The organism is Nostoc sp. GT001 (assembly GCF_030382115.1).
GTDB lineage: Bacteria > Cyanobacteriota > Cyanobacteriia > Cyanobacteriales > Nostocaceae > Nostoc.
Genome location: NZ_JAUDRJ010000002.1, coordinates 30,694 through 50,293 on the forward strand (window position 1 = coordinate 30,694; position 19,600 = coordinate 50,293).

Consider the following 19,600-nt stretch of genomic DNA (forward strand, 5'->3'; position numbering starts at 1 on the left):
TAATCTTTAATCTGGTCTTGCTCACCTCGTAAAGCTTTCATTCCTTGTCCATGAGCAGAGCGTACCTTGGAATGACTCCTCTTCAATCAGATCCAGAAATTCCAGGTTACTCCAGCGACATTTTTTAGCTACCGCAACCACTAATCGGAGGTTGGCGGTAATCATTTTTTGTTTAGCCAGCTGACCAAGCTTTTGGATTTGGGTTAACTGTGCTTCTGTTTTATTTACCTCGGTAGCTAGTTCAGCCCTAGTTGGGGAACGCTCTAGTCGTTGCACTTGAGAATCGTTTTGCTTATCAAGTTTTGCATTGACCTTACAAGTCTTGTGTAGATAATCTTTTACTCTGGCAATAGCCTTGGAAAGCTACGATTTCTCGTAGGTAAATTCCAACTGTATCAGATATAGGGCTAGACATCTTGCGGGAAGCTAATTTAATAACAAAGACATTGACAGGAGATTATAAATCAAATAGTCAACCATTTTAGAGGGTGTAGGGAACCAATGTTTTGAAACGCGGGATTGAAGCAAGGACGCTTTGTATTTCGTTCTATGCGTCTCGAAAGAAATATTTTTTTAAGTTGGCTTAGATCCACAACTAAAGTTTTTTATTCCTTTTTCTCTATTTTTTTGTAAGTTAATTTCTACTGCGTTGATAGAAAAGATTTCAAAAATTGCTAATGGGGGCTATATGGGGGCTATATGTACCCCAAAGATAGACTAGAGCTTTTAGGGAAATTTGACACCCATGTGGGTATTATCTGGGGGCTATATGGGGTACAAAGTGTCGTCCAAGCAAATGTACCCCACTTAGCCCCCAAGGGGTTATGATAAGCTCTTGAGGTTAGAGAGGGAAGGGGCAGAGTTCTGGAGAAAAACTCATAGCAAGTTATTCTTCTCTCCCCTGCTTTCCTGCTCCCCTAGATAATCTGAACAGATAACTTTCAAAAATCAAAACGTATTGACTTGATCCCTATGTCAAACATTCACGCCTTGCAAAAAATTTTTCCTGCTGGGTTTGATAACGGTTACGGAAGCCTAAAACTTTTAGTCGATGGCTTTGAAGTAGTTCGTGTCCCCAGCTATATTTCCACAGCCGACATGGAAGATGTACCAGGGAGGGTAGTTTTTAATGGTAGTGCTTACACTGTCGGGGAATCAGCTTTCCGTACAGGTTATCATTTTGACCGGAACACGGATAACAATGAAAACAAAGTCAATAATGCGTTGTTGACATTATTCGGTGCGTTGGCACATCTGTCACACCGTAAGGCTTGGCACTTAAAATTAGTTGTCAGCTTACATGATGTTGGTCTGGCTGACGAATTGCAAAAAGTACTAAGTGGAGAATATCAGCCGATACTTGCTGGTAAACAATCAGAGGTGAAAGTAGAAGTGCTAAAAGTCGTTCTAGAGGGGATGGGTGCATTGTTTGGGCATCAACTACCCAAAAAATTAACAATTTTAGACTTTGGCAATGGAACGACTCTGTATTCTCGTTACAACCAGGGGAAGCGAGAAGTTCACTCTGCGTACCCCATCGGTGTAGAAGTTCTCATCGATGATATTTCCCAAAAAATGAAACATTTGAATGGCGGAAAAATTGGGGATGCTTCCAAAATCCGATTTTGTCTGGAAATGGGACATACCAAGTACAGCCGTGACATCGATATTAAAGATATATATAGTGCTTGTTTGAAAGATTGGTATGAAAAATATTTGAAGAAAGTGGTGAATTTGACACTTGATGCCAAGCATCAAGGGGATGAAATCTGGGCGATAGGTGGAGGCTGCCTCTTACCAGGATTTAAAAAGTTGTTAGAAAAGAATGGCTTCAAAATCCTGGACAATCCAGTGGAAGCTAATGTCTTTGGGCTTCTAGAAATGGCAAAAACCATTACGAGCAAGAATTAACCAAACACATCTGGAAAGTGAAGTTATAACAATGACAGATAAACAAGACTTAGCTCCGGTAAAAATTCGGCTCAAAGAAAACTACCGAGAACGCATATTTGCAGAATCCCAACAACTAGGTAAAAGTTACCTGGAGACGCTTTATTTTATCATTGATTGCTATTTTGTTTTCATCAAGGCTGGATTAGCCACACAACAAGTAGCTTTCACGCCGCTTACTACTAACGAAAACAGACTCCAGCAGCCAATTCCCCAGCCATCTACAGACCAAAAACTAGAAGATCCTGATGGCGAAACATTCAGTCTTGATTTTGAATTATAACCGTCAGATGAAGTTGACAACGGTAATTCCCAACTCGTGGGGTAATTATGTTAAAAAAGTTTTAAATTTAGCTCTTGTGTAAGTATTTCAGTATTTATGTACTATATAAGATGAGTTGATGTCAGCGATTCTACCAAACAGTAGATTTTTATTCTGGATTTCTATAAAAAAATAATGCCAGTACTAACAAGTAAGCCTGTATGTACTAGCATTATTCAGTTAATTGGGTCTAGAACGGAGGTTCTTGATCTAGGTCTTCATCTGTCGAAGTAACGTTATCTTCGAGTAGTTCTTTGGCAAAATCGGGAGTTTCAGGCGAGTGAGGGGTTTTACTAACCTGGGTGAGTTCGTTGATGGGTTGTGCTGACATAAAGTTTCTGATTACGAATGTGGCAATCTTTTCTTTGTAATCACCCCTGTTATCAACTAGCAAATCGAGATATCCTTCTGCTGTGCCGTGTACGCCTTCCCCCTGTTCGTTAATAACGACGGCGGGTGCGCCCTTGGAACGGAATGGCATCTCGTCAGCAACTACTCCTTCCTTGGAACGGTAGTAGAATTCGGCGATCCCAAAGGCAATCAAGGAACCTTCTTTGTCGTGGGTAATGTTCACTGACTTAAGATTGATAGTTGCAGTATTATGAATCATGTTCGTTTTATTTGTAGATTGATTAGATGGTTTATCGCCTACGATTTATAGTCATAGGCGATTTGTAATTTCCTAAAAATTTGCGTTAGCTACAGTCTGTGTTTCGTTTGGTGCAGAAGTGGATGTAGATTCTTCCTTACGGGGTGAACCTAACAATTCAATAGCGTTGATTGTAATTACGGGTTTTTGCCGCATAGTGCCAGAATTTTTATCTGCCCAACGATCAAATCCAAACTCGCCAGTAATTGCAATTTGGGTTCCTTTACGAACGTAATTTCCAATCACTTCTGCTTGATTTCCCCAGGCTACTAAATCAAACCAAAGGGCTTGTTCACTTCTGTAGGGTGGTCTGACTGCAATAGATATTGAAGCCTTAACTGCGCCAGACTCGAAATATTTGAGTTCTGGTTCTTGTCCGCATCTGCCAACCAGCATGACTTTGTTGATATAGTTCATAACGCGAGAATTTATATATTTCTCTTATTGCTGCGTCAGCATTAGTTCTTTCAGGATTTATTGTTTTGACGAGTTATTTTATTTAAACCACATTCTTTTTTATTCATACTTATAAGTTATTTTTTGTCCTTGTTTCTCGTAAAGTTGTGGTTTTTACTAGGGAACGACAAGTTACCCTGTGCTATGGTGGTATCGCAATTAATGTGGTCTGTATCTAAAAATTATAAGTAATGACTTATGCCTGAATATCTTCTCCTGAAGCGAGTAAGTATTTGTAAGCTGATGCTTTTGGCTTTGATGTGGATACAGTCGGATGAGGATAGCCAAAACCAGCTGACTTCTGGCTACTCATCTTCTTTGCGGGTAGAAAATCTTACCTGGTTAGGAGAAACATCTGTTGGAGAAGATGTAGAGCATTTTTGTGATGTTTCAAATACAACTAGGATAGGCGTTTGGGGAGAAATTCTAGAACTAAAGTTAGTAGATTTAATTGCTGATTTACCGACTTGTTTGCACGATGCGTCATGGTTTGCCCTACTGGCAACTACCATGATGCTAGTGGATAAGGAATTAGACCGAGTATGCATGCATCCACAAGATGAGTATTTTGCCCGGACTATCGCGCTTGAAATTTTAGCAGATTTGGGTGATTCTTACTTAGCCAAAGGTCATCCTTATTTAGATTTTCCTCTATCGTTAGAAGACGCTAAATCATTACTGCCAGTTAATAGAAAGCAAGAGCTAAAAATCGAATTAGATAAATTTATTATTGATACTTATGAAGACGATTTTGAGGATCAATCTCCAGAGATTAGTGAGTTTTCACCTATCTATTTACAAGAGATTTTAAAAGAGTTTTTTACTGAATCTGATTGGCAGGGTGATATCAATCAAGAGGCTGTTGCCCAACTGCAACAGAAGTATGGTTCGCAGTATTCAGAAGGTGCGTTTTCTGCTGAAACTGAGGGACACGAACGTTGGGGGAAAACGCTTGTTTTTCTAAAACAGTTTATAGGCCTGGATTCCAGCTTTATCGAAAGCCAGAGCGATTTATTCCTTGATGATGAATCTCAGGCGGCTGATTTACCTGATTACTTCCGTATCAAGTCTCATTTAGAACGTTGGCAAGATAGAACAGTTGTCTTGTCCCGGTTGGTTCATACTTTGGTTTATTTCATGCTGGTAGGGCAAAATTATCATCCCAGTCATCTGCAAGATTTGATGGCTATTCCAGCTTCTTCACGGGCGATATCCAGCTTACAAGCTTGTTTGGGTGTAGCTGCTTACAGAAGTGGTTATTACATGGCTGCTTCAAATATTCCTGAATCAGAAGTTGGGCGCAACTGGCTTTTAGAAAAAGCTTTCCCTAGTCTGCGTGATTTTTATCAAACAGGTCGGTTAAATGGGAAGCAATAATTAATATTTTATTGTTGGTTTACAAATACAAATTTATATTTATGAATAAATACTTATTTATAGGATTGTTACTCTTACTCGTTGGATGTTCATCTCCAGAAAAAGAAGATAAAGTCTCGGCTATAGAATCAAATTCTTCACCTACCCCATCATTATCCTCAGCTAATGTTAATAATGCTACGCCATCGCTAAATCCAGAAGTGTTGCCTGATTTATCGAATAAAGAGAAGCTTGGAGAAGTTAATGCAGAGAACGACTTAATTGACTTGTTCTATTTTGATGGTAATGGTGTGAAAGTGAGTTTGACTGTAGCAGCTGATAAAGGTTGTTTTGTCTACGTGCGGCCCAGTACTCCAGACCGAGTTGGCGAGGTTGAAATTGAGTCATTACGGCGCGAGAAACTGGGTCTGTGGCGTTCGTATAATACTCAGCGACTTCTAACTCAACCTGCTGGCAATAAACTAAAGGTTTATTCATCAAGTGAGGAACTTTCTTCTACTTATGAAAATCCTGCCATATCACAAGAAATGCTTGTAGCAGTGAAGGAATTGAAAGAGCGTGAAAAATCGTTTAAATTACTTTTACGTCAGGACTTGAGAGCTAGTGATTCAGCAAGACGAATTTATGTCAATCAGTGTCAGAAATTAGGTAATTTTTATTATAAAGAAGAACTACCTCCTCTCACAGACAAGGAGAGGAAGGACTTTGAAAAGAGTGTTGAAAAAAGGACTGAAAATTAATTATGAGAACAGTGATAATTGCTCCATCTGAATATTACTTTCAGTTGTAGTTGCTTTAACAGGGTGTTTGTTCTTATTCGACAACCTTTTACCCCAACCTTCTTTCACCGCGTGTTTGACTATACGGGAACGGATATCAGCAGCTAGGGTTTCATAATCAGAGCGGATTTTGTCATACTGAATTGGGGTTGTACCAATTTTCTCCCACAGTTTATCGTATTTGAAATTCTCAAAAGGTCTGTGCCTTACCAGGGCATCATAACTTGCCCAGAGGTAAACATCCGTCCATTCAGATGAAAGCGGCACTTCAAAAGCAATTGGCATCATAAGTGCAACAACTTCGCTACTAGAGGCGAGTTTACCTACTTTTCCCTTGTCTATCTCTTCTAGCGCTGCATCTAATCTATCGACTGCGATCGCTTTTCCTACCCAGGATGGAATTGACTGTTGCCAGCCGTTTTGCTGAGTTACAATTGGCCCGACGATGTATTGAACAATTTCACGACTTGCTCCTGCTAGATCGAGTAGACTGGCTGTTACAGCTTTGTTAATCCCTTGGCTGGTTAGTAGCTGAAGCATCTTTCTAGTGCTAGGAGTAAGAATTTCGCTAGCTTTTTGGCTTTTGCTGTTACGGATGCTTTCTTCGACATCGAATAAGCTTTGCTGCTGGTTCATATTCTTTATGTGTAAATAAATACTGCCAGCTAGAAATAGTTCTAACTGGCAGTGCTTTTTGATAATGGGTGTGTTTTGCTATGGCAGAAGTAGGTTATCCCAAACGCTTCTAGGAGTAACGTGATGCAGCAATTGCTTCCTTGCTTGAGTAAATTTAGCTAGCAATTGAGTGTTTTTTAATTTCTGCCACCAGTCGTGTTGCAGGTAGGTAAGCAGCCATAATTGTGTCTCATGATTCCAGCTTGAGATGGAGTTACTCAAACTGAGTGCGTTGAGAATATCGTCAGGAGGCACTTCCAGTTGACTTGTGATTTCTTTTGAGATGGAAGCTAACATTGTGATGTTGGCGATCGCTTGACCAGGACTGCCTGAACTCATAGCTAGTATTTTTTCTGTTACCTCGATTTGTTGGTCTTTCAGAACAGAAATAACCTCCTCATCAGTTAACCTTTGGAAAGGTATGATTTGACACCTACTCTTGATAGTGGGTAATAGCTTTTGAGGATAGGACGAGATCAGGATAAATGTTCCAGTTTTCGGTTCTTCCAGCGTCTTGAGAAGTTTGTTGGCGGCGGTAGGGTTGAGCATATCTGCTTCGTGGATAATCACCACCTTTTGCTTGGCCTTGACTGCACTAGTTGAAAGAAATTCAATTACCTCGCGCACCTGTTCTACTCGAATAGCAGGTATACCTTTCTGCTGGGAGGTGTTTTCGGGATGGGTTGGTTTGATTTGTAAGATGTCTAGATGGTTATTTTCTCCTGCGATCTCAGTGGCGATCGCCAGAGCAGTTTTTCCTTTCCCCACTCCCTCAATTTGACTGCTAAATAGGTATGCAGGAGCAATTTTATTCTGTTCGATTGCTTCAGTCAGGAGAAGTTTGGCGGTATGCTGTCCGGTGATTTCTGTAAATGGGTTGTTTTTCATATCGTAGAAATTTCAGCAATTCGACTGGTTAGGTTGTCAACTCCGCTTTTGAGTTCGGCTTCGAGTTGTACAAGTAAAGTAAGGCTGTTTTTAAGCTTTTGAACGCCTACAAACTTGACTTCATCTTTGAGGTAATACAATCTTTTGGGATTTTTCAGTTCTGCTATTTCTACAATCTTAGTATCAGATAATTTAGTTTCTATCCCAGCTTTGGTTATTAACCAAGTGCGGAAAATAGAGGTAAGTGTTGCTACTATTTTGAGCGGATGTTCATTATTATCTAGTAGTTTAGATACTTGCAATATTGCTAAAATGGGATGGTTTCTTAACATAGCAATGGTAAGCTTTATATAGTCAGTATTATGATTCCCAACGAGCTGTTTTACTTCCTCAATAGAGATTATTTTTCCACTTGTATAAACAGCAAGTTTAGCGAATTCGCTATTGGCTCGTGCAGCGTTATTCCCAATTGCTTCAGCTAGGTAATCAGTGACATCTGGTGTGAGTTTAACTTGATGGATGGCTGCATACTTTCCTATCAAGTTAACTATCCCCTTTTTATCCCAACTAGGGACGAGGGTAAACTCTTCTTGTTGGGCATATTTTAGGATAGTTTTTACTACTGTTCTGCGCGAATCTGGCTTTTTGTTACCAGTAATTAGAAGAATATTGCTTGACGGTATTCGGGAAAGTTGATTTTCAAGTTCTTGGTTATTATCTTCATTTGATAAGCTTCCAATTAGAGAGTCGCTGTCTGTATGAATAATTTTGTTACCTTCTCCAAAGGGCAAAGTCATAACCTCGGTAAAGACTTTGGTAGCAATATTTTTCTCATTTCCAGATAGCTTAACGTAATTGAAAGCTCTCCATTGTGCATGAACATTTTGATTCACTAAATAATCAATTCTTTGATTGAGTGAGTAGCTATCTTCGCCGTAGTATAGGTATACAGTCATGATAGATTAGATAAACATTTATTTATCAGGCGTTAGTCGTAAGCGGTGGTTTAAAAAAAGAAGAGTTAGTGTTAACTCTTTCTATATCCTTAGTGTTTGTTATATAGCCGCTAGCAAAATATAGCGATCAGCAAATCCTTACACTTAATTTTGTATTGGCTGTACTGACTTATGATTTGAGACTTTCTCAACAGTATTTTCTACTGGTTGAGTACCCAAATATTTCCGCCAATAATCCAATTGTTGGAGATACTCTACGACTCCACTAGAACCAGTTACCTCATATAGCGCAATAGCTGTTTCCCACTCCTTTAAGCTAGCTTTTTTCTTGGAAAGAATTTTGACTATAGCTCCTGGAAGTTTAGTCTCTTTACCAGTATCTAAATTTAGGTGTGATAACCTTTCTAGTAATAGTTCTTCTTCTGATAAAGGAACACCACCATCTTCGATGTTTATAGTATGAAGTTGGGCACTAATTCCTGATAGAGGAAGAGTATGCTGAATTAATTTTTTAACTTTCTTGGTTTTAGTATTCCTCCTTTTTGCTTTAACGATAACTGGGTTGTTTGGGTCTGCAACTTCGTAACACTGGGGAAGTTCTAGAGAAAGTTGACCTGTTAAGTGCCATGATGCAGTTCGTTTTTCTGGCGGGGTGATCCGGTACGAGAACTCAGCTGTTTTTCTTGCATCGCCAAATTTCCTTAATTTGACCCGCATCTTGTAGCTGATAATTCCTTGAATGTAGGTTTTTGGGTCTAATATTACTGGGTTTGTATTTTCCCACCACTCAATTTCAACAACGCGATCGCCATCTAATTCATAGATATTTCTAACTCTGGCATTAGGATGAGATGCAAGGAATGAGTTCACCCAAGCCCTTTGTTTTTTATTAAGCCTGGGCTTGCGATATGAGGATTTATTTTTCATTAGTTACTTTTCCAATTTAAGAATGACATCTCCATTAATACATCAATAAATTAACGAACTTAATCAGTTAATTAATGACTGATACTGTTTTTACTAATTTGACTTTTAGCGATAATTTTTTGTTTGTATGAAGGACTGAAAATAGTTTAACGAAAGCCGATTTTCTTGTAGGTATTTGTCATTATTTACCAATTGTTGATAATTCATGAATTTAAAAAAAGACTTGATATTTATTATTTTCATTGGTTACGTTAAATATCAAGTTTGTTCATCTAGAAAAGGGATAACTGACGTTTATTACCTTCTAGTATTTCAGGAGCGGCTATTTTGAGGATTTCTTCTCGCCTTTTTTCGATTAGGTCAAGATAGTATTGACGTGAATAGCTCTCATTTGTGCTGATATTAGTAATACCTCTGATTCCGTAATAGTAAATTACTACATCACCAGGCTTTCCTAATTTAAGAAGTTCTTTTTCCCCAACACGAATTTTGCGAGTAATGCAGAGTTTTTCTATCGGGTATTTTCCTGATAAAATCTGCGATTTTACTTCTCTGAAATATTCCTCTGCCGTAGATTGGTTTTGGATTAAGTAGGTTAGATATTCAACAGGGAATTCTTTCTCTAGCCTTGAGCGAGAACGGTTTCTCCAACTACCTTTGGGGATAATTCTGTTATCTTTCAGCCATAACAGATAGTTCTTAGTTCCCCTTTGCGGAATAAACATTGCATTGGCAATAAACTCTAATTTGACGGTTATCCCTTTGGGTAATTGAGACTGAAGTGTGGCATATACTTTTTCTGGGTTTGGATGAGTAAAGAACACCCCGTCAGTATCAACTTCTACAGGGGTTGCACCAGCTTGATTGATTACCTCAATCATGAATTGTAGGATGCGCCGACCGTAAGCTGTTACTAAGGCGGCTGCTTCCATATCGTTGAAGGCGAGTTCCGATGTTCCGAAGAACCCAAACTGAGAATTAGCTAAAACTTTGGTGGATTCTCTTTTTTCCTTGGCAACAATGTCTCCGGTGCTGGCAATTTGTTCCAACCTTGATTTCTCATTTACCAAATATTGCAAGATGCTCAAGCCGATTCGCTTTGTATCCTTACGAGAGACAATTCCTTTCGACAATATGGTTTTGGGGTACATAGAACTGATATCGATGTATCCAACCTTTTTATATAGTCCTGGAATAGAGTAGGCTATTCCCCCTTGGAATTTATACTTACGGTCGGGTTTGGGTTTGTATCCTGGATAGTGATGCGAGAATATTTGCTTCCACTTGGTGCCGTTACCAGCGAGGGCTAACTGCTGGAGGTTCATTCCCGGTACAACCAGTGCTTCATAGTGGTATGAGGGTACAAGTCTGTTAGCTATGAATTGCGTATCTTCCAAGTCGTAAATAAGATAATCCTTGATTTTCTGCCATCTCCTACTACCAGAACCGGCTTTCCAGCAGGCGAGAATTTCTTCATAGGGGAGAACCAGTCGCGCTTGCTTACGCAATCCCATTTCCAGTACCACCTGTTTAAGCGATCGCCCGTTAGTAAGTTCCTTGGCGACAAAATCCCACCTGAGAACGCAGATAAAGATATCTACGTGCAGGCAGTTGCGGATGAATACCTCCCGAATTTCCAGTGGTTCGCCGCGTACTTGGGCAGTTCGGATAGTGCGCTTCTTAGATGCAATTCTAAATGGATGAGGAATGCCGTGTAACTCGCAGCGGGTGATGAGAAACGGTAGGTCAAATTCTGTTCCATTGTAGGTGTAAATTACTTCTGGTTTGCTTGCTTCTATGTGTTTGAAAAACTCCAGGAGGATTTTGCTTTCGGCTTGATCCATAAAAATGGCAATCTCTCCTATCTCCCTCATACAGCCAATTGCATAGATACGATTTTCTCTTGGATTTATCCCTGCCGTCTCAATATCGACTACCAGAGTTTTGAGCGTTCCGTAGGTCGGAATATTTACTGTGGGGTGCCACTCAGGTATTGGGGTAGTATCTGACCAGAATATGTCGAGTCTTTCCTCATCAACGATAATCTTATTACCAGATTTGCTAATAAAATCTCGGTGGTTGTAATTCATAATCTCCAAAATCAATTATTGTTTTTTGGCATAAATCAGCATTTTTTACCTTTGATAATGCATGATTCGCCAAAACATTTGGAGCATCGCGGTAATTCATCAATATACGTATCGAAATCTGCGATCGCTGCTGGTAATTCAAGTCCTGTACGAAGGCTAATTGCTGCAACTGGCATAATTTTAATCGGATACTTCTAAAATGCCAGTTGTTAAATTTTGTTGTGGTATTACTTGATATCTTAATTTTTTGCTTCCCAGTCAGGATAGTCTTTATTAATATTGAGGCTTACTGCACAAGGTAGATATTGCTGTAGATGAAAGTGTATTATATTTAATGTAGTTTTTGAATAAGCCTGAAAAAATCTTTCCCCAAAGTTTTTATTGGGGAAAGTAAGTGCTTTTACAAAGTGACGAACATTTGAATTAGGCAGTTTGTAATTGAGACTTCATCTGAAGCTCTTGTACCAGTTGTACCCACGCAGGTGCTTTTTTACCTTTAATGGGAGTAACATTGTTCCAATGCCTTTCGAGTTCAGATTGAGATAAATGTGGGAGTTGTTCTTTACCCCAATTGATAGCATCTTGGATTGTTTTCCAATTAGTCCAAGGTTGTTTTTCTTCTTTGATATTGGTTAACTCAATGAGTGTCGCTTCCAACCAAAGTTTAGCTGCCTCCGAGTCACGCATTAACTGTTGTCTTGACATTAACAGGGCAATACTTGCCTGAATCTGGGTTAGTTCCCACATCTGAGAAATAGTAACGAGTTCCTGCCAAGTGTCTTCCTCCAGTTGAGTAATTTGTCTATTATCAGGAGCAGTTTTAGCCACTAGCAGGTCTTTGAGAAACCCAGTTAAACTTGAGTATATGACGAATGGGTTTTTGCCATACTCAATTAAGTCTTGGAGGATTTGTAAGTTAGTTGTTACGTCTCCTTTAGCAAGGTTTTCTGTTAGGGTAAGTAGGTCATGTTCGGGAACGACACCTGATAATTCCCAAACCCAATTTGGTGTGATTTCATCTACTCCCAGGTTGCTCAATTGATCGAGCAATACAAGACAGTTGCGAATAAAACCTCCACAAGACTTGACGATCGCCCAAATACCAGGTGCGTTAATGTTGATGTTTTCATTCTGGGCAACTTTTGATAAATACTGAACAAGTGTTTCTAGTCCTACTCTCCTAAAATCAAACTTTTGACAGCGCGAGATGATAGTTTCAGGAACCTTGTGTATTTCAGTTGTGCAGAAGATGAAAACTACATGACGGGGTGGATTTTCAATTGTCTTGAGGAGTGCTTGCCACGATTGACTGCTCAGGGCATGACATTCATCAATAATGAAAATTTTGTATCTTCCCTCAACTGCTGCAAACTGGGTAGTGGAAATTAACTCGCGGATTGTTTCTACCCCGCTATTGCTGGCAGCATCTAACTCAGTTACATCCAGTGAAGAAGAGGCTGTAATTCCCTTGCATGAATTGCATTCTCCGCAGGGCTTGGTTGTTGGCTCATCGGTTAACTGACAGTTAAGGGATTTAGCCATGATGCGGGCGGTGCTAGTCTTGCCTGTGCCTTTGGGGCCGTTAAATAGGTAGGCGGGTGCAATCTTCTGGAGTGCGATCGCCGTCCCTTGCGCGTCTCCTTTAGGAGAAGGCGGGCGTTTAGCGATCGCGGAGTCACTCCCTACTGGGAGTATCGCATTTATGAGAGTGCGGACGATATGTTCTTGCCCGATTACTTCACTAAGGGTCTGGGGACGGTATTTGAGATGTAGTGGTTGGTACATAATTTCGATGATAAACGAGTGTTTTATTTACTTCCTACCAGTGTGGTTGGTAGGAAGTTTGATTTTTTAGGCAGTCGCCGCTTCTTTTTTCGTTCGTGGCGATCGTGAGGTTGACTTCCCCTTTGTTATATCTTTCGCTACTACCGTTGGCGTTTCTATTTGAGGAGTTTCACTATCGTCTGTTGCCTGTGCCACATTTGCTACTTCTTCAGTACTAGACTCAGTTTGAGTGCTAACTTCTGTTACTTCTTCAGTACCAGGCTCACTTTGAGTGCTGACTTTCGCCTTTGTACTTTGGCTATTTACCTTTCCAAACCCCTGCTTGATTTCCACAGGCATTACCAGATACAACTGATTGAGCAGCCCTCCCATCGGGCAGACAATGACTGGTTGCGTGGGTTTGTTGCACCGCACCACGATTTCATCGGTACTGATATGCTTTAATCCTTCGATAAGGTAGTCGATGTTTAATCCAATACTGATGTTTTCTGAATTACTAGTTACCGATTTCATCAGTACCGAGTCAACTGCATCCCCAATATCAGTAGCTTCGGTGTATAGTGTTGCTTGTGTAGCTTCCAATTCCCAGAGGATTTTGACAACCTTTTGCTTGCGTTCGGCTAGATAACTTACCCGCTTCAGCGCGCTCTCAAATCCCTTGCGCTCTAATGTAAATTCATACTCAAACGACCGGGGAATCAAGCTATTGATTTTGGGATATTCTCCCTCCAGAAGCCGGGAAATGAGCTTTGTATTGGGAAGGCTAAACTCGATAGTTCTATCTGATAGAAGAATATTGCACACGCTCGTATCGGCGCTTTGAGAGAGAATTTTGTTTAACTCGCCAAGTGACTTACCTGGAACGGTGAAGTCGATTGGGTCAGAATATTCGCTATCGAGTGTTCCTGTTACTAGCGCTAATTTGTGACTATTTGTACTAGCAGCTTGCCACTTGTTGGTATCAATTTTGAAGTTGACACCAGTTAAAACCAACTTTGTTTCGTCGCTGCTGGCGCAATAGAGCGTCCCTTCAAGTGCAGCTTGGAGTTTCTTGGCACTTAAGTTTATCTCTGTTGGATTTTCTGCCTTTGGAAGTGTTGGGAACTCGTCAGATTTTCCGCCAATTAGTCGGCACTTACCGCTATTGTGAGTAATTATGCAGGCTTGATTTTCTACTTCTAGGGTAATTTCGCCTTTAACATTACTAACAGTATCAGTTAGTAGTTTGGCAGGGAGTGCTACCTGACCTGAAATTTCGACATTAGCGGTGGTTGTAGTGTGAATTGTGAGGTTAAGGTTTGTACCTGTTGCTGATACTATCCCGTCTTCATCTGCAATCAGTAAGATATTTCCTAAAATTGGGTCAGTGGGTTTAGGACTGATTGCGAGGTAAGCAGTTTCTAGAATTTCTGCGAGTTTAGATTGTTCAATGGTTAGTTTCATTTGTTACTTGGTTTTTAGTGGATGATTTCTTAACGGGCGCTATTTATAGCACCCTTTTTGCTTAGATGAGGTAGTTTGTTTTAGTAAGGCAGTTGTTCCATCTCAGTACTGTATGCTGTATAATCATGACCTCCTGTACTAGGAGGAAGTGCTGCTATTGGCATATCGGCTGCACCTATGAGGCGGTTATGTTCTGCTACAACGGTTGATGTTTTACCGATGCGGTGAGAGAATTCGGGATTTGCCTGCATCGTTGTTTGGATATGGATTTCTTTGGACTCTGAGAAGAATTCTAGAAAATCGCTTCCATCCGGGTTTGGTGATTTGTAAGAAGTGACAACTGCTACCCAAGATTTATCTCTTTGGTTAACTGCTTCTTTCGGTTCAAGGGATGGTGTGAAGGTAGGTTGAAATGCACCAAGGCGATGAAACTCTGCACGTTTTTCAGCGACAGTTGTATCAGTAAATCGGGCGAATGCAACCTCTAGTTCGCGTTGGAACTGTTTGTAAGCCTCGCCAAATTTTGATGATGCAACGCCTTTGATTGACAAGACAATTGGTACTGAGTGCAGGTTGTTATTATTTTCATCGACAAGTTGCAACAAGTAGAATCGTCTCAATACTGCGGCATCTTTGCCGAGTGCTTGGTACATTTCGTACCCATCAGGTGATTCGTACACTCCCACAATTTTGCCATCATCGCGCTGTTCAATATATCTGGGAGAAATATCAAGAATGTGCATTCTGGGCGATTGCAACAACACTCCCATTTCTGGCGTACCACTGGAGAAGGTGTGCTTGTGTGTAGGTTCTTGTCCTTGCCAGTTAATTCCTGCTAAATACTTATCTTTTATAAACAACCCAACTTTTTCTGCTTCCATGTGGTTGATGACTTGGCAGATGCAGATATTGCTAATCGGCGCATTGTACTCAGGATTTGCAAATTTAGAAATAGCTGATTTACGCTTTTGTATGTTTGCCCCATTCTGAACGGTTTGTTGAGGAGGTTCTAACTCGGACGCTGCGCTTTCTTCAATAGCAGAATTAGTAGGCTTTGTTTGATTTCTTGCCATAATTTTAATTAATTGAAATCAATCTTTAATGCGTCAAGCAAAAAGCCGTTGTAAAAAATAAAAGTCGTCTGTTATAAAGACGACTTGAAAGATTTATTAATTTTTCACTATTTAGATACAGTTTTCATCATTTAAACTTTAGAACCTTTAATCGAGAAAACCTCGCAATCGCTTGTGGAGGTAAACCCTCTCGCAGTGCTGTTCTCAATGCACTCTTTCTTGAATTCGGTAAAGTTGTTCATGTAAGTGTCTTCCTGAATAATTCCAGTTTTGGTGTTTAAAAGTGTCTGATAGATTTGCTGAAGATTGATGATGATTTGTTTAAGAACAGATGTATTTTCAGTTGTGAAAGTCAGTGACACAGATGTTGTGCTTGAATTGTGAATTGCAACTGTTTGTTCTTCAGGTGCGCCATAAGTTGTTATGTGACTATCTTTACCAGGAATAAATCTGTAGGAAGCAATAGTTTCAATTGCCATATTTATCTCCTTGTTCGTTGGGGTTTAATTTCAAGCATTTTATTAGTAAGTTTGGTGACATTACTGACTTTCCAACCAGCAAGCTTACACTTAGTAACTGCTAGTTCTAATTCTTGCTGTGTAAGGATTTTGTATCTCGCATAGTTTCCGAATTTAGGGAAAATGTACGTGACATACCTAGTTTCATCAATTTGGCAGTACGCCATACGTTTGTGGTACACTATGGTTTAATTATTTTGATGATTCTGGTGGCTACATTTGTAGGGTTATTTGAACTCAAAAAGGCATCTTTATCTACCAACTCGACATAGCTCTTATTGCTCTGTAGCCACTCTTTGAAGCTTTGATACTTCCGGTTGAAGAAAACCGATTCAGGGACGACTGAAACTAATACACCACCTGATATAATTAACTTCCAAGCTTGATAGATATGTTCGACAAGTTCGCAAAATGGAGGATTCATGATACAGGCATTGTATAAATGACTGGGGTTAAACTCCAGAAAGTTTTTCCCTACGAGATTAAATCCTTTGAGTTCTAGAATTTGTCGTAGGTTGTAATTCACTTCAACTACCTCTAGTTGGACATTGGAGTAGGTTTTAGTGATATATTCAGCAATATTTCCGCTACCAGCGCTCGGCTCTAAAATTCGCCAATTTGGTTCAATATCTGCCAGTTGAATAAGCCGTTGACAGACTGGTTTGGGAGTAGGAAAGAAATCTCCAGATTTCATGCCAATGATTTCTAACTCAAGCTTATTAAGTTGTTGCTTGGTAGTATCAATTGCTTCAGGTTTTACTATCTGTTGAATTTCTGTTATTGCTGATATGATTTCGCCTGATGTATTTAACCCGGCGCGACTGAGAGATTTTACCCAGTCTTGGTAATATTCGCCTTCTAGTATTTCTTGGACTTTCTGGCTAATTTCTCCACTTTGAGAAATCCTAAATAGCACTTCCACCTGTGATTTACGAGATATACCGCGTAGTATTGGTGGGATATTTCCTATTTCCCACATTTGTGCGATCGCAAATAACCAAGACTGGATAATCTCAAGTTCAATTCCTTCTTGGATTATCCCTTGAGCTATAGTTTTACGGCGCTTGGTTGCCCTTTGATTCCCAATAGTAGGATTTTTCTTTTGGTCAATTCTTGACTGCATTGAGGCAGCTAGTTTGCGGAGAGCTTCTGCTTTTTCTAAGTTAGGAATATTGAAAATATCTAGTGATGAGTTATCCTCGTTGTAGGACAGATTTAGTAGAGATAGTTGCATTGCTAGATTCCTTTAAATCTTTAACGGCGCATTTAAGAATTAGGGAGGTTGGTACATTCCAAGTTTTTACCTCCCATTCAGTAGCTAATCGTTCGGAGTGACGGATCACTGCACTACTACATTTGTTTTTTCTTACAAGCCAATCTCTAAATTTTTCGGCTTGTTCTTTGTTATCGAACCCGAAATAGCTGGTTTTCCGGTTTCCCAAGGGATCAGTAATAGTTGCTACCCGACGTGAGAGAATATTGAGCGTCCAACCACCGTTAGAAGTGAGTTCGATTTTAGTGATATTTAATTCTGTTGGATTCATAATTCCACTTCAGGAATTGCTGCTAAATATTCCGTAGTTGATATTTCTCTTGCCAGCCATTTATCATGTGCTTCTTGAGGAGTTATTTTATCGGCTAAATGTTTCTTTTTATTGTTGTCTCCTATAAAAGGAGCCAGTGTTTCTTCTAACCGTTCTTTGAAAGCCAAATGTTTTTTATCAGAGTAACTAAACTGGTAGATACTATCAGTATTTATGAACAAGTAAACTAGGCTTATTTGTTCTAATGGCATTCCAGTTCGTTCGTGAAGGAGAAATAATCTCAATTGGGTTTGCCACTTGCTCTCAAGAATTTCAAATTTAAGAGGTTTTTGAATTGTCCAGTCAAACCCAACTACTTGATTTTCACCATAGATAATAAGGTCACACTCGCTATAGAGAAGGATATCGTGATATAAATATTGAATTTGAGCGCTCCATTGTTTGTTTCCAAGGATGTTTATAAAAGGTTTTACCTTATCAACCCAGTTATTAATTTGGGGATATTCCTTTAAGAAAGGTTCGACTGGTAGCCCTAACCCAATTTGTTGCATGACGAGGTGAAACTGACCTCCAGCAACTTCGGATTCACTTTTTACAGTGAGATTAGAATAATTTTTCGTCGATAAACACTCTGGATGATGTTCGGCTAACTCAAGTGTTTTGTGATTGAATCGATTCATAAAAATCTATCCCAAATTTGATTTTTGGGATAAATATGCGTGAGCTAGTTGTGGTGATTTGTCTACGGCATATAGTATTTTTTCAGATTGTCGATACTTGTGTATAAACTTCGGGTTGACATTGCTTTGAGGTCAAAATAACTGACAAACTTTTTCAACCCTCCCGTAAGGGTTAATTCTAGTAAGTACTGGGCTGCGATCGCACTCGTCATTTTATTGACAAATAGCGACTGATAATTTCGTGCTTGAATTTCTGCACATGAGAGGTTATTGTCTGTGATCTCTTCCAGTTGAGGAACTAACAATTCCGGGTGAACCAGCGCCGGAGAGGGAAGATGCAACCAGAATTTAGGTTTGTCTGGGTTATTGGCAGCTTGAACTATATCAAAATTAGAGTGCGTTCCAACTACTACTTGGCCGGAGTGGTTGCTGTTTCCACAATCCAGCCAAAATAGCGATGCTGGCTCATTTGCACTGTTCAGTTTGAGAACTGAGTGAATTTTGCTCCTGGCGGCGCTGTTATCCACACAACCAATAATTACTGTTAGGGTGTTCCATGAATTGGTGGTGTGAATCATATCTTCTTCAAACCAGTCGCAAATGGCTGTAATCTCAATTCCATACTTGGCGCTGCATCTTGCAGCCAGTGTTTGTACCTTTGGTAGCCCAATTTCAGCTTTTTGATAATTTTGGCGGGTGATATTCTTAAGTTCGACAGTATCGCCATCGACGATCGTAAAGTTAATTTCTTTTCCCGTGCGCTGGAGTTGCAGGATAATTCGACATAAGTCTTCTGCAAGAAACCCCCCTGTTCCTCCTGCTCCCACTAAGATGAAGTTGATACGGGTATGATTGCGAGGTAAGACGGGTAAAGCTTGTTGGTAAGCAGTTAATTCGAGCATTTTACCTGTGGTGGCAGTTCAAATATTTGATTAGGGTTGATGTCGAAAAAGTGATTGTATATCCCAATGCGGGTATAGATTGTGGGAATGGTATTCAGTGTGCCGATGATCGCGAACACTCGGAATTTGCCTTTTTCTTCCTGATTGTCCACACTTGAAGGGTAAGCAGCTAGAGTTCCATGACTATGTATTTCCACTAATCCATCTGTATAGCTTTTATCGAGTGCGCTTTCTAAAGATAGGACGTGAGTAGAAGACGCAGTTTGCAGTGGCGTGTGACACCACCATTGGTTGTTTGTCACTCCTAAGTAGAATAGGATTTCCTGTTGGGGGTTGATACTGGCAGCATTGATAATATCAGCGATCGCTTGGCTGGGGACTTTTGGGACTTTTAGACGAAAGTAGGGTTCAAGGGGTTGGAGTCCAGCAACTTGAGTTTGGGCAATTTGCAAGCAAACCTCTAACTCGCGGCGGTGCGATCGCAAGAAAAGTCCATTTGCTGCCAGCCAGTATTCCTGAAGTTTTTGGCTGTAGGGAGGAAAATTATTACTTGTAGCGAAGTGATAACCGATAAAGGGATTCATGA

Annotated in this window: 22 protein-coding genes; 4 read left to right on the plus strand and 18 right to left on the minus strand. The window is 40.0% G+C overall.

The genetic code is table 11. The features are described from left to right. Positions 1-21: 21 nt before the first annotated feature. Positions 22-276: a hypothetical protein gene (locus QUD05_RS01770; RefSeq protein ID WP_289794666.1), complete on the minus strand. Its 255-nt coding sequence runs from the start codon at positions 274-276 to the stop codon at positions 22-24. A gap of 696 nt (positions 277-972) precedes the next feature. On the opposite strand from QUD05_RS01770, the gene QUD05_RS01775 reads away from it, so the two are divergent. After that, positions 973-1,911, plus strand: coding sequence for a ParM/StbA family protein (locus tag QUD05_RS01775; RefSeq protein ID WP_289794667.1), 939 nt, complete (start codon positions 973-975; stop codon positions 1,909-1,911). A 31-nt stretch (positions 1,912-1,942) separates the two neighbouring features. After that, entirely contained in the window at positions 1,943-2,233 is a 291-nt protein-coding gene (locus QUD05_RS01780) for a hypothetical protein (RefSeq protein ID WP_029631541.1), read from the plus strand. Positions 2,234-2,462: 229 nt separating this feature from the next. On the opposite strand, the gene QUD05_RS01785 is transcribed toward QUD05_RS01780, so the two are convergent. Together QUD05_RS01785 and ssb are read right to left on the minus strand one after the other, a co-directional pair. Then, positions 2,463-2,882: a hypothetical protein gene (locus QUD05_RS01785; RefSeq protein ID WP_289794668.1), complete on the minus strand. Its 420-nt coding sequence runs from the start codon at positions 2,880-2,882 to the stop codon at positions 2,463-2,465. A 72-nt stretch (positions 2,883-2,954) separates the two neighbouring features. Then, on the minus strand, positions 2,955-3,338 hold the full coding sequence (gene ssb / locus QUD05_RS01790; RefSeq protein ID WP_029631537.1) for a single-stranded DNA-binding protein: 384 nt from the start codon (positions 3,336-3,338) through the stop codon (positions 2,955-2,957). 237 nt (positions 3,339-3,575) lie between these two features. Between ssb and QUD05_RS01795 the strand changes: the two genes are divergently transcribed. Next, positions 3,576-4,754 carry a hypothetical protein gene (locus QUD05_RS01795; protein WP_289794669.1) on the plus strand — a complete coding sequence of 393 codons (1,179 nt, stop codon included), beginning with the start codon at positions 3,576-3,578 and terminating at the stop codon, positions 4,752-4,754. A 41-nt stretch (positions 4,755-4,795) separates the two neighbouring features. After that, positions 4,796-5,494 (plus strand): hypothetical protein, encoded by a 699-nt coding sequence (locus tag QUD05_RS01800; RefSeq protein WP_289794670.1) that lies wholly within the window; start codon positions 4,796-4,798, stop codon positions 5,492-5,494. On the opposite strand, the gene QUD05_RS01805 is transcribed toward QUD05_RS01800, so the two are convergent. From QUD05_RS01805 to QUD05_RS01875, 15 genes are all read right to left on the minus strand, one after another. After that, a complete protein-coding gene (locus QUD05_RS01805; protein WP_289794671.1) occupies positions 5,495-6,169 on the minus strand; it encodes a hypothetical protein in 675 nt (224 codons plus the stop codon). Between the two features lie 78 nt (positions 6,170-6,247). Beyond that, complete coding sequence (locus tag QUD05_RS01810) at positions 6,248-7,096, minus strand: DNA polymerase III delta subunit-related protein (protein WP_289794672.1); 849 nt, start codon at positions 7,094-7,096, stop codon at positions 6,248-6,250. Beyond that, positions 7,093-8,052: a DNA polymerase III subunit delta gene (holA, locus tag QUD05_RS01815; RefSeq protein ID WP_289794673.1), complete on the minus strand. Its 960-nt coding sequence runs from the start codon at positions 8,050-8,052 to the stop codon at positions 7,093-7,095. The genes QUD05_RS01810 and holA overlap by 4 nt, the downstream gene beginning before the upstream one ends. 144 nt (positions 8,053-8,196) lie before the next feature. Further along, on the minus strand, positions 8,197-8,922 hold the full coding sequence (locus QUD05_RS01820) for a hypothetical protein (protein WP_289794674.1): 726 nt from the start codon (positions 8,920-8,922) through the stop codon (positions 8,197-8,199). Between the two features lie 329 nt (positions 8,923-9,251). Then, positions 9,252-11,069, minus strand: coding sequence for a 3'-5' exonuclease (locus QUD05_RS01825; protein WP_289794675.1), 1,818 nt, complete (start codon positions 11,067-11,069; stop codon positions 9,252-9,254). A 35-nt stretch (positions 11,070-11,104) separates the two neighbouring features. Further along, the gene (locus tag QUD05_RS01830) at positions 11,105-11,245 is read right to left on the minus strand and encodes a hypothetical protein (RefSeq protein WP_289794676.1); all 141 of its coding nucleotides are present in this window, start codon (positions 11,243-11,245) and stop codon (positions 11,105-11,107) included. A gap of 247 nt (positions 11,246-11,492) precedes the next feature. Continuing rightward, positions 11,493-12,854, minus strand: coding sequence for a DNA polymerase III subunit gamma/tau (gene dnaX / locus QUD05_RS01835; RefSeq protein WP_289794677.1), 1,362 nt, complete (start codon positions 12,852-12,854; stop codon positions 11,493-11,495). Positions 12,855-12,920: 66 nt separating this feature from the next. Next, positions 12,921-14,297 (minus strand): DNA polymerase III subunit beta, encoded by a 1,377-nt coding sequence (gene dnaN, locus QUD05_RS01840; protein WP_289794678.1) that lies wholly within the window; start codon positions 14,295-14,297, stop codon positions 12,921-12,923. Positions 14,298-14,377: 80 nt separating this feature from the next. Beyond that, on the minus strand, positions 14,378-15,370 hold the full coding sequence (locus QUD05_RS01845; protein ID WP_289794679.1) for a DUF5895 domain-containing protein: 993 nt from the start codon (positions 15,368-15,370) through the stop codon (positions 14,378-14,380). A 131-nt stretch (positions 15,371-15,501) separates the two neighbouring features. After that, positions 15,502-15,849 (minus strand): hypothetical protein, encoded by a 348-nt coding sequence (locus tag QUD05_RS01850; protein ID WP_289794680.1) that lies wholly within the window; start codon positions 15,847-15,849, stop codon positions 15,502-15,504. Between the two features lie 220 nt (positions 15,850-16,069). Beyond that, positions 16,070-17,122, minus strand: a complete 1,053-nt coding sequence (locus QUD05_RS01855; protein ID WP_289794681.1) for a DNA methyltransferase family protein — start codon at positions 17,120-17,122, stop codon at positions 16,070-16,072. Further along, entirely contained in the window at positions 17,082-17,432 is a 351-nt protein-coding gene (locus QUD05_RS01860; RefSeq protein ID WP_289794682.1) for a hypothetical protein, read from the minus strand. The genes QUD05_RS01855 and QUD05_RS01860 overlap by 41 nt, the downstream gene beginning before the upstream one ends. After that, positions 17,429-18,112, minus strand: a complete 684-nt coding sequence (locus tag QUD05_RS01865) for a hypothetical protein (protein WP_289794683.1) — start codon at positions 18,110-18,112, stop codon at positions 17,429-17,431. Before QUD05_RS01865 ends, QUD05_RS01860 begins: the two co-directional genes overlap by 4 nt. 62 nt (positions 18,113-18,174) lie before the next feature. Further along, positions 18,175-19,014 (minus strand): ThiF family adenylyltransferase, encoded by an 840-nt coding sequence (locus QUD05_RS01870; RefSeq protein WP_289794684.1) that lies wholly within the window; start codon positions 19,012-19,014, stop codon positions 18,175-18,177. Continuing rightward, positions 19,002-19,598 (minus strand): Mov34/MPN/PAD-1 family protein, encoded by a 597-nt coding sequence (locus QUD05_RS01875; RefSeq protein ID WP_289794685.1) that lies wholly within the window; start codon positions 19,596-19,598, stop codon positions 19,002-19,004. The genes QUD05_RS01870 and QUD05_RS01875 overlap by 13 nt, the downstream gene beginning before the upstream one ends. Between the last annotated feature and the right edge of the window lie 2 nt (positions 19,599-19,600).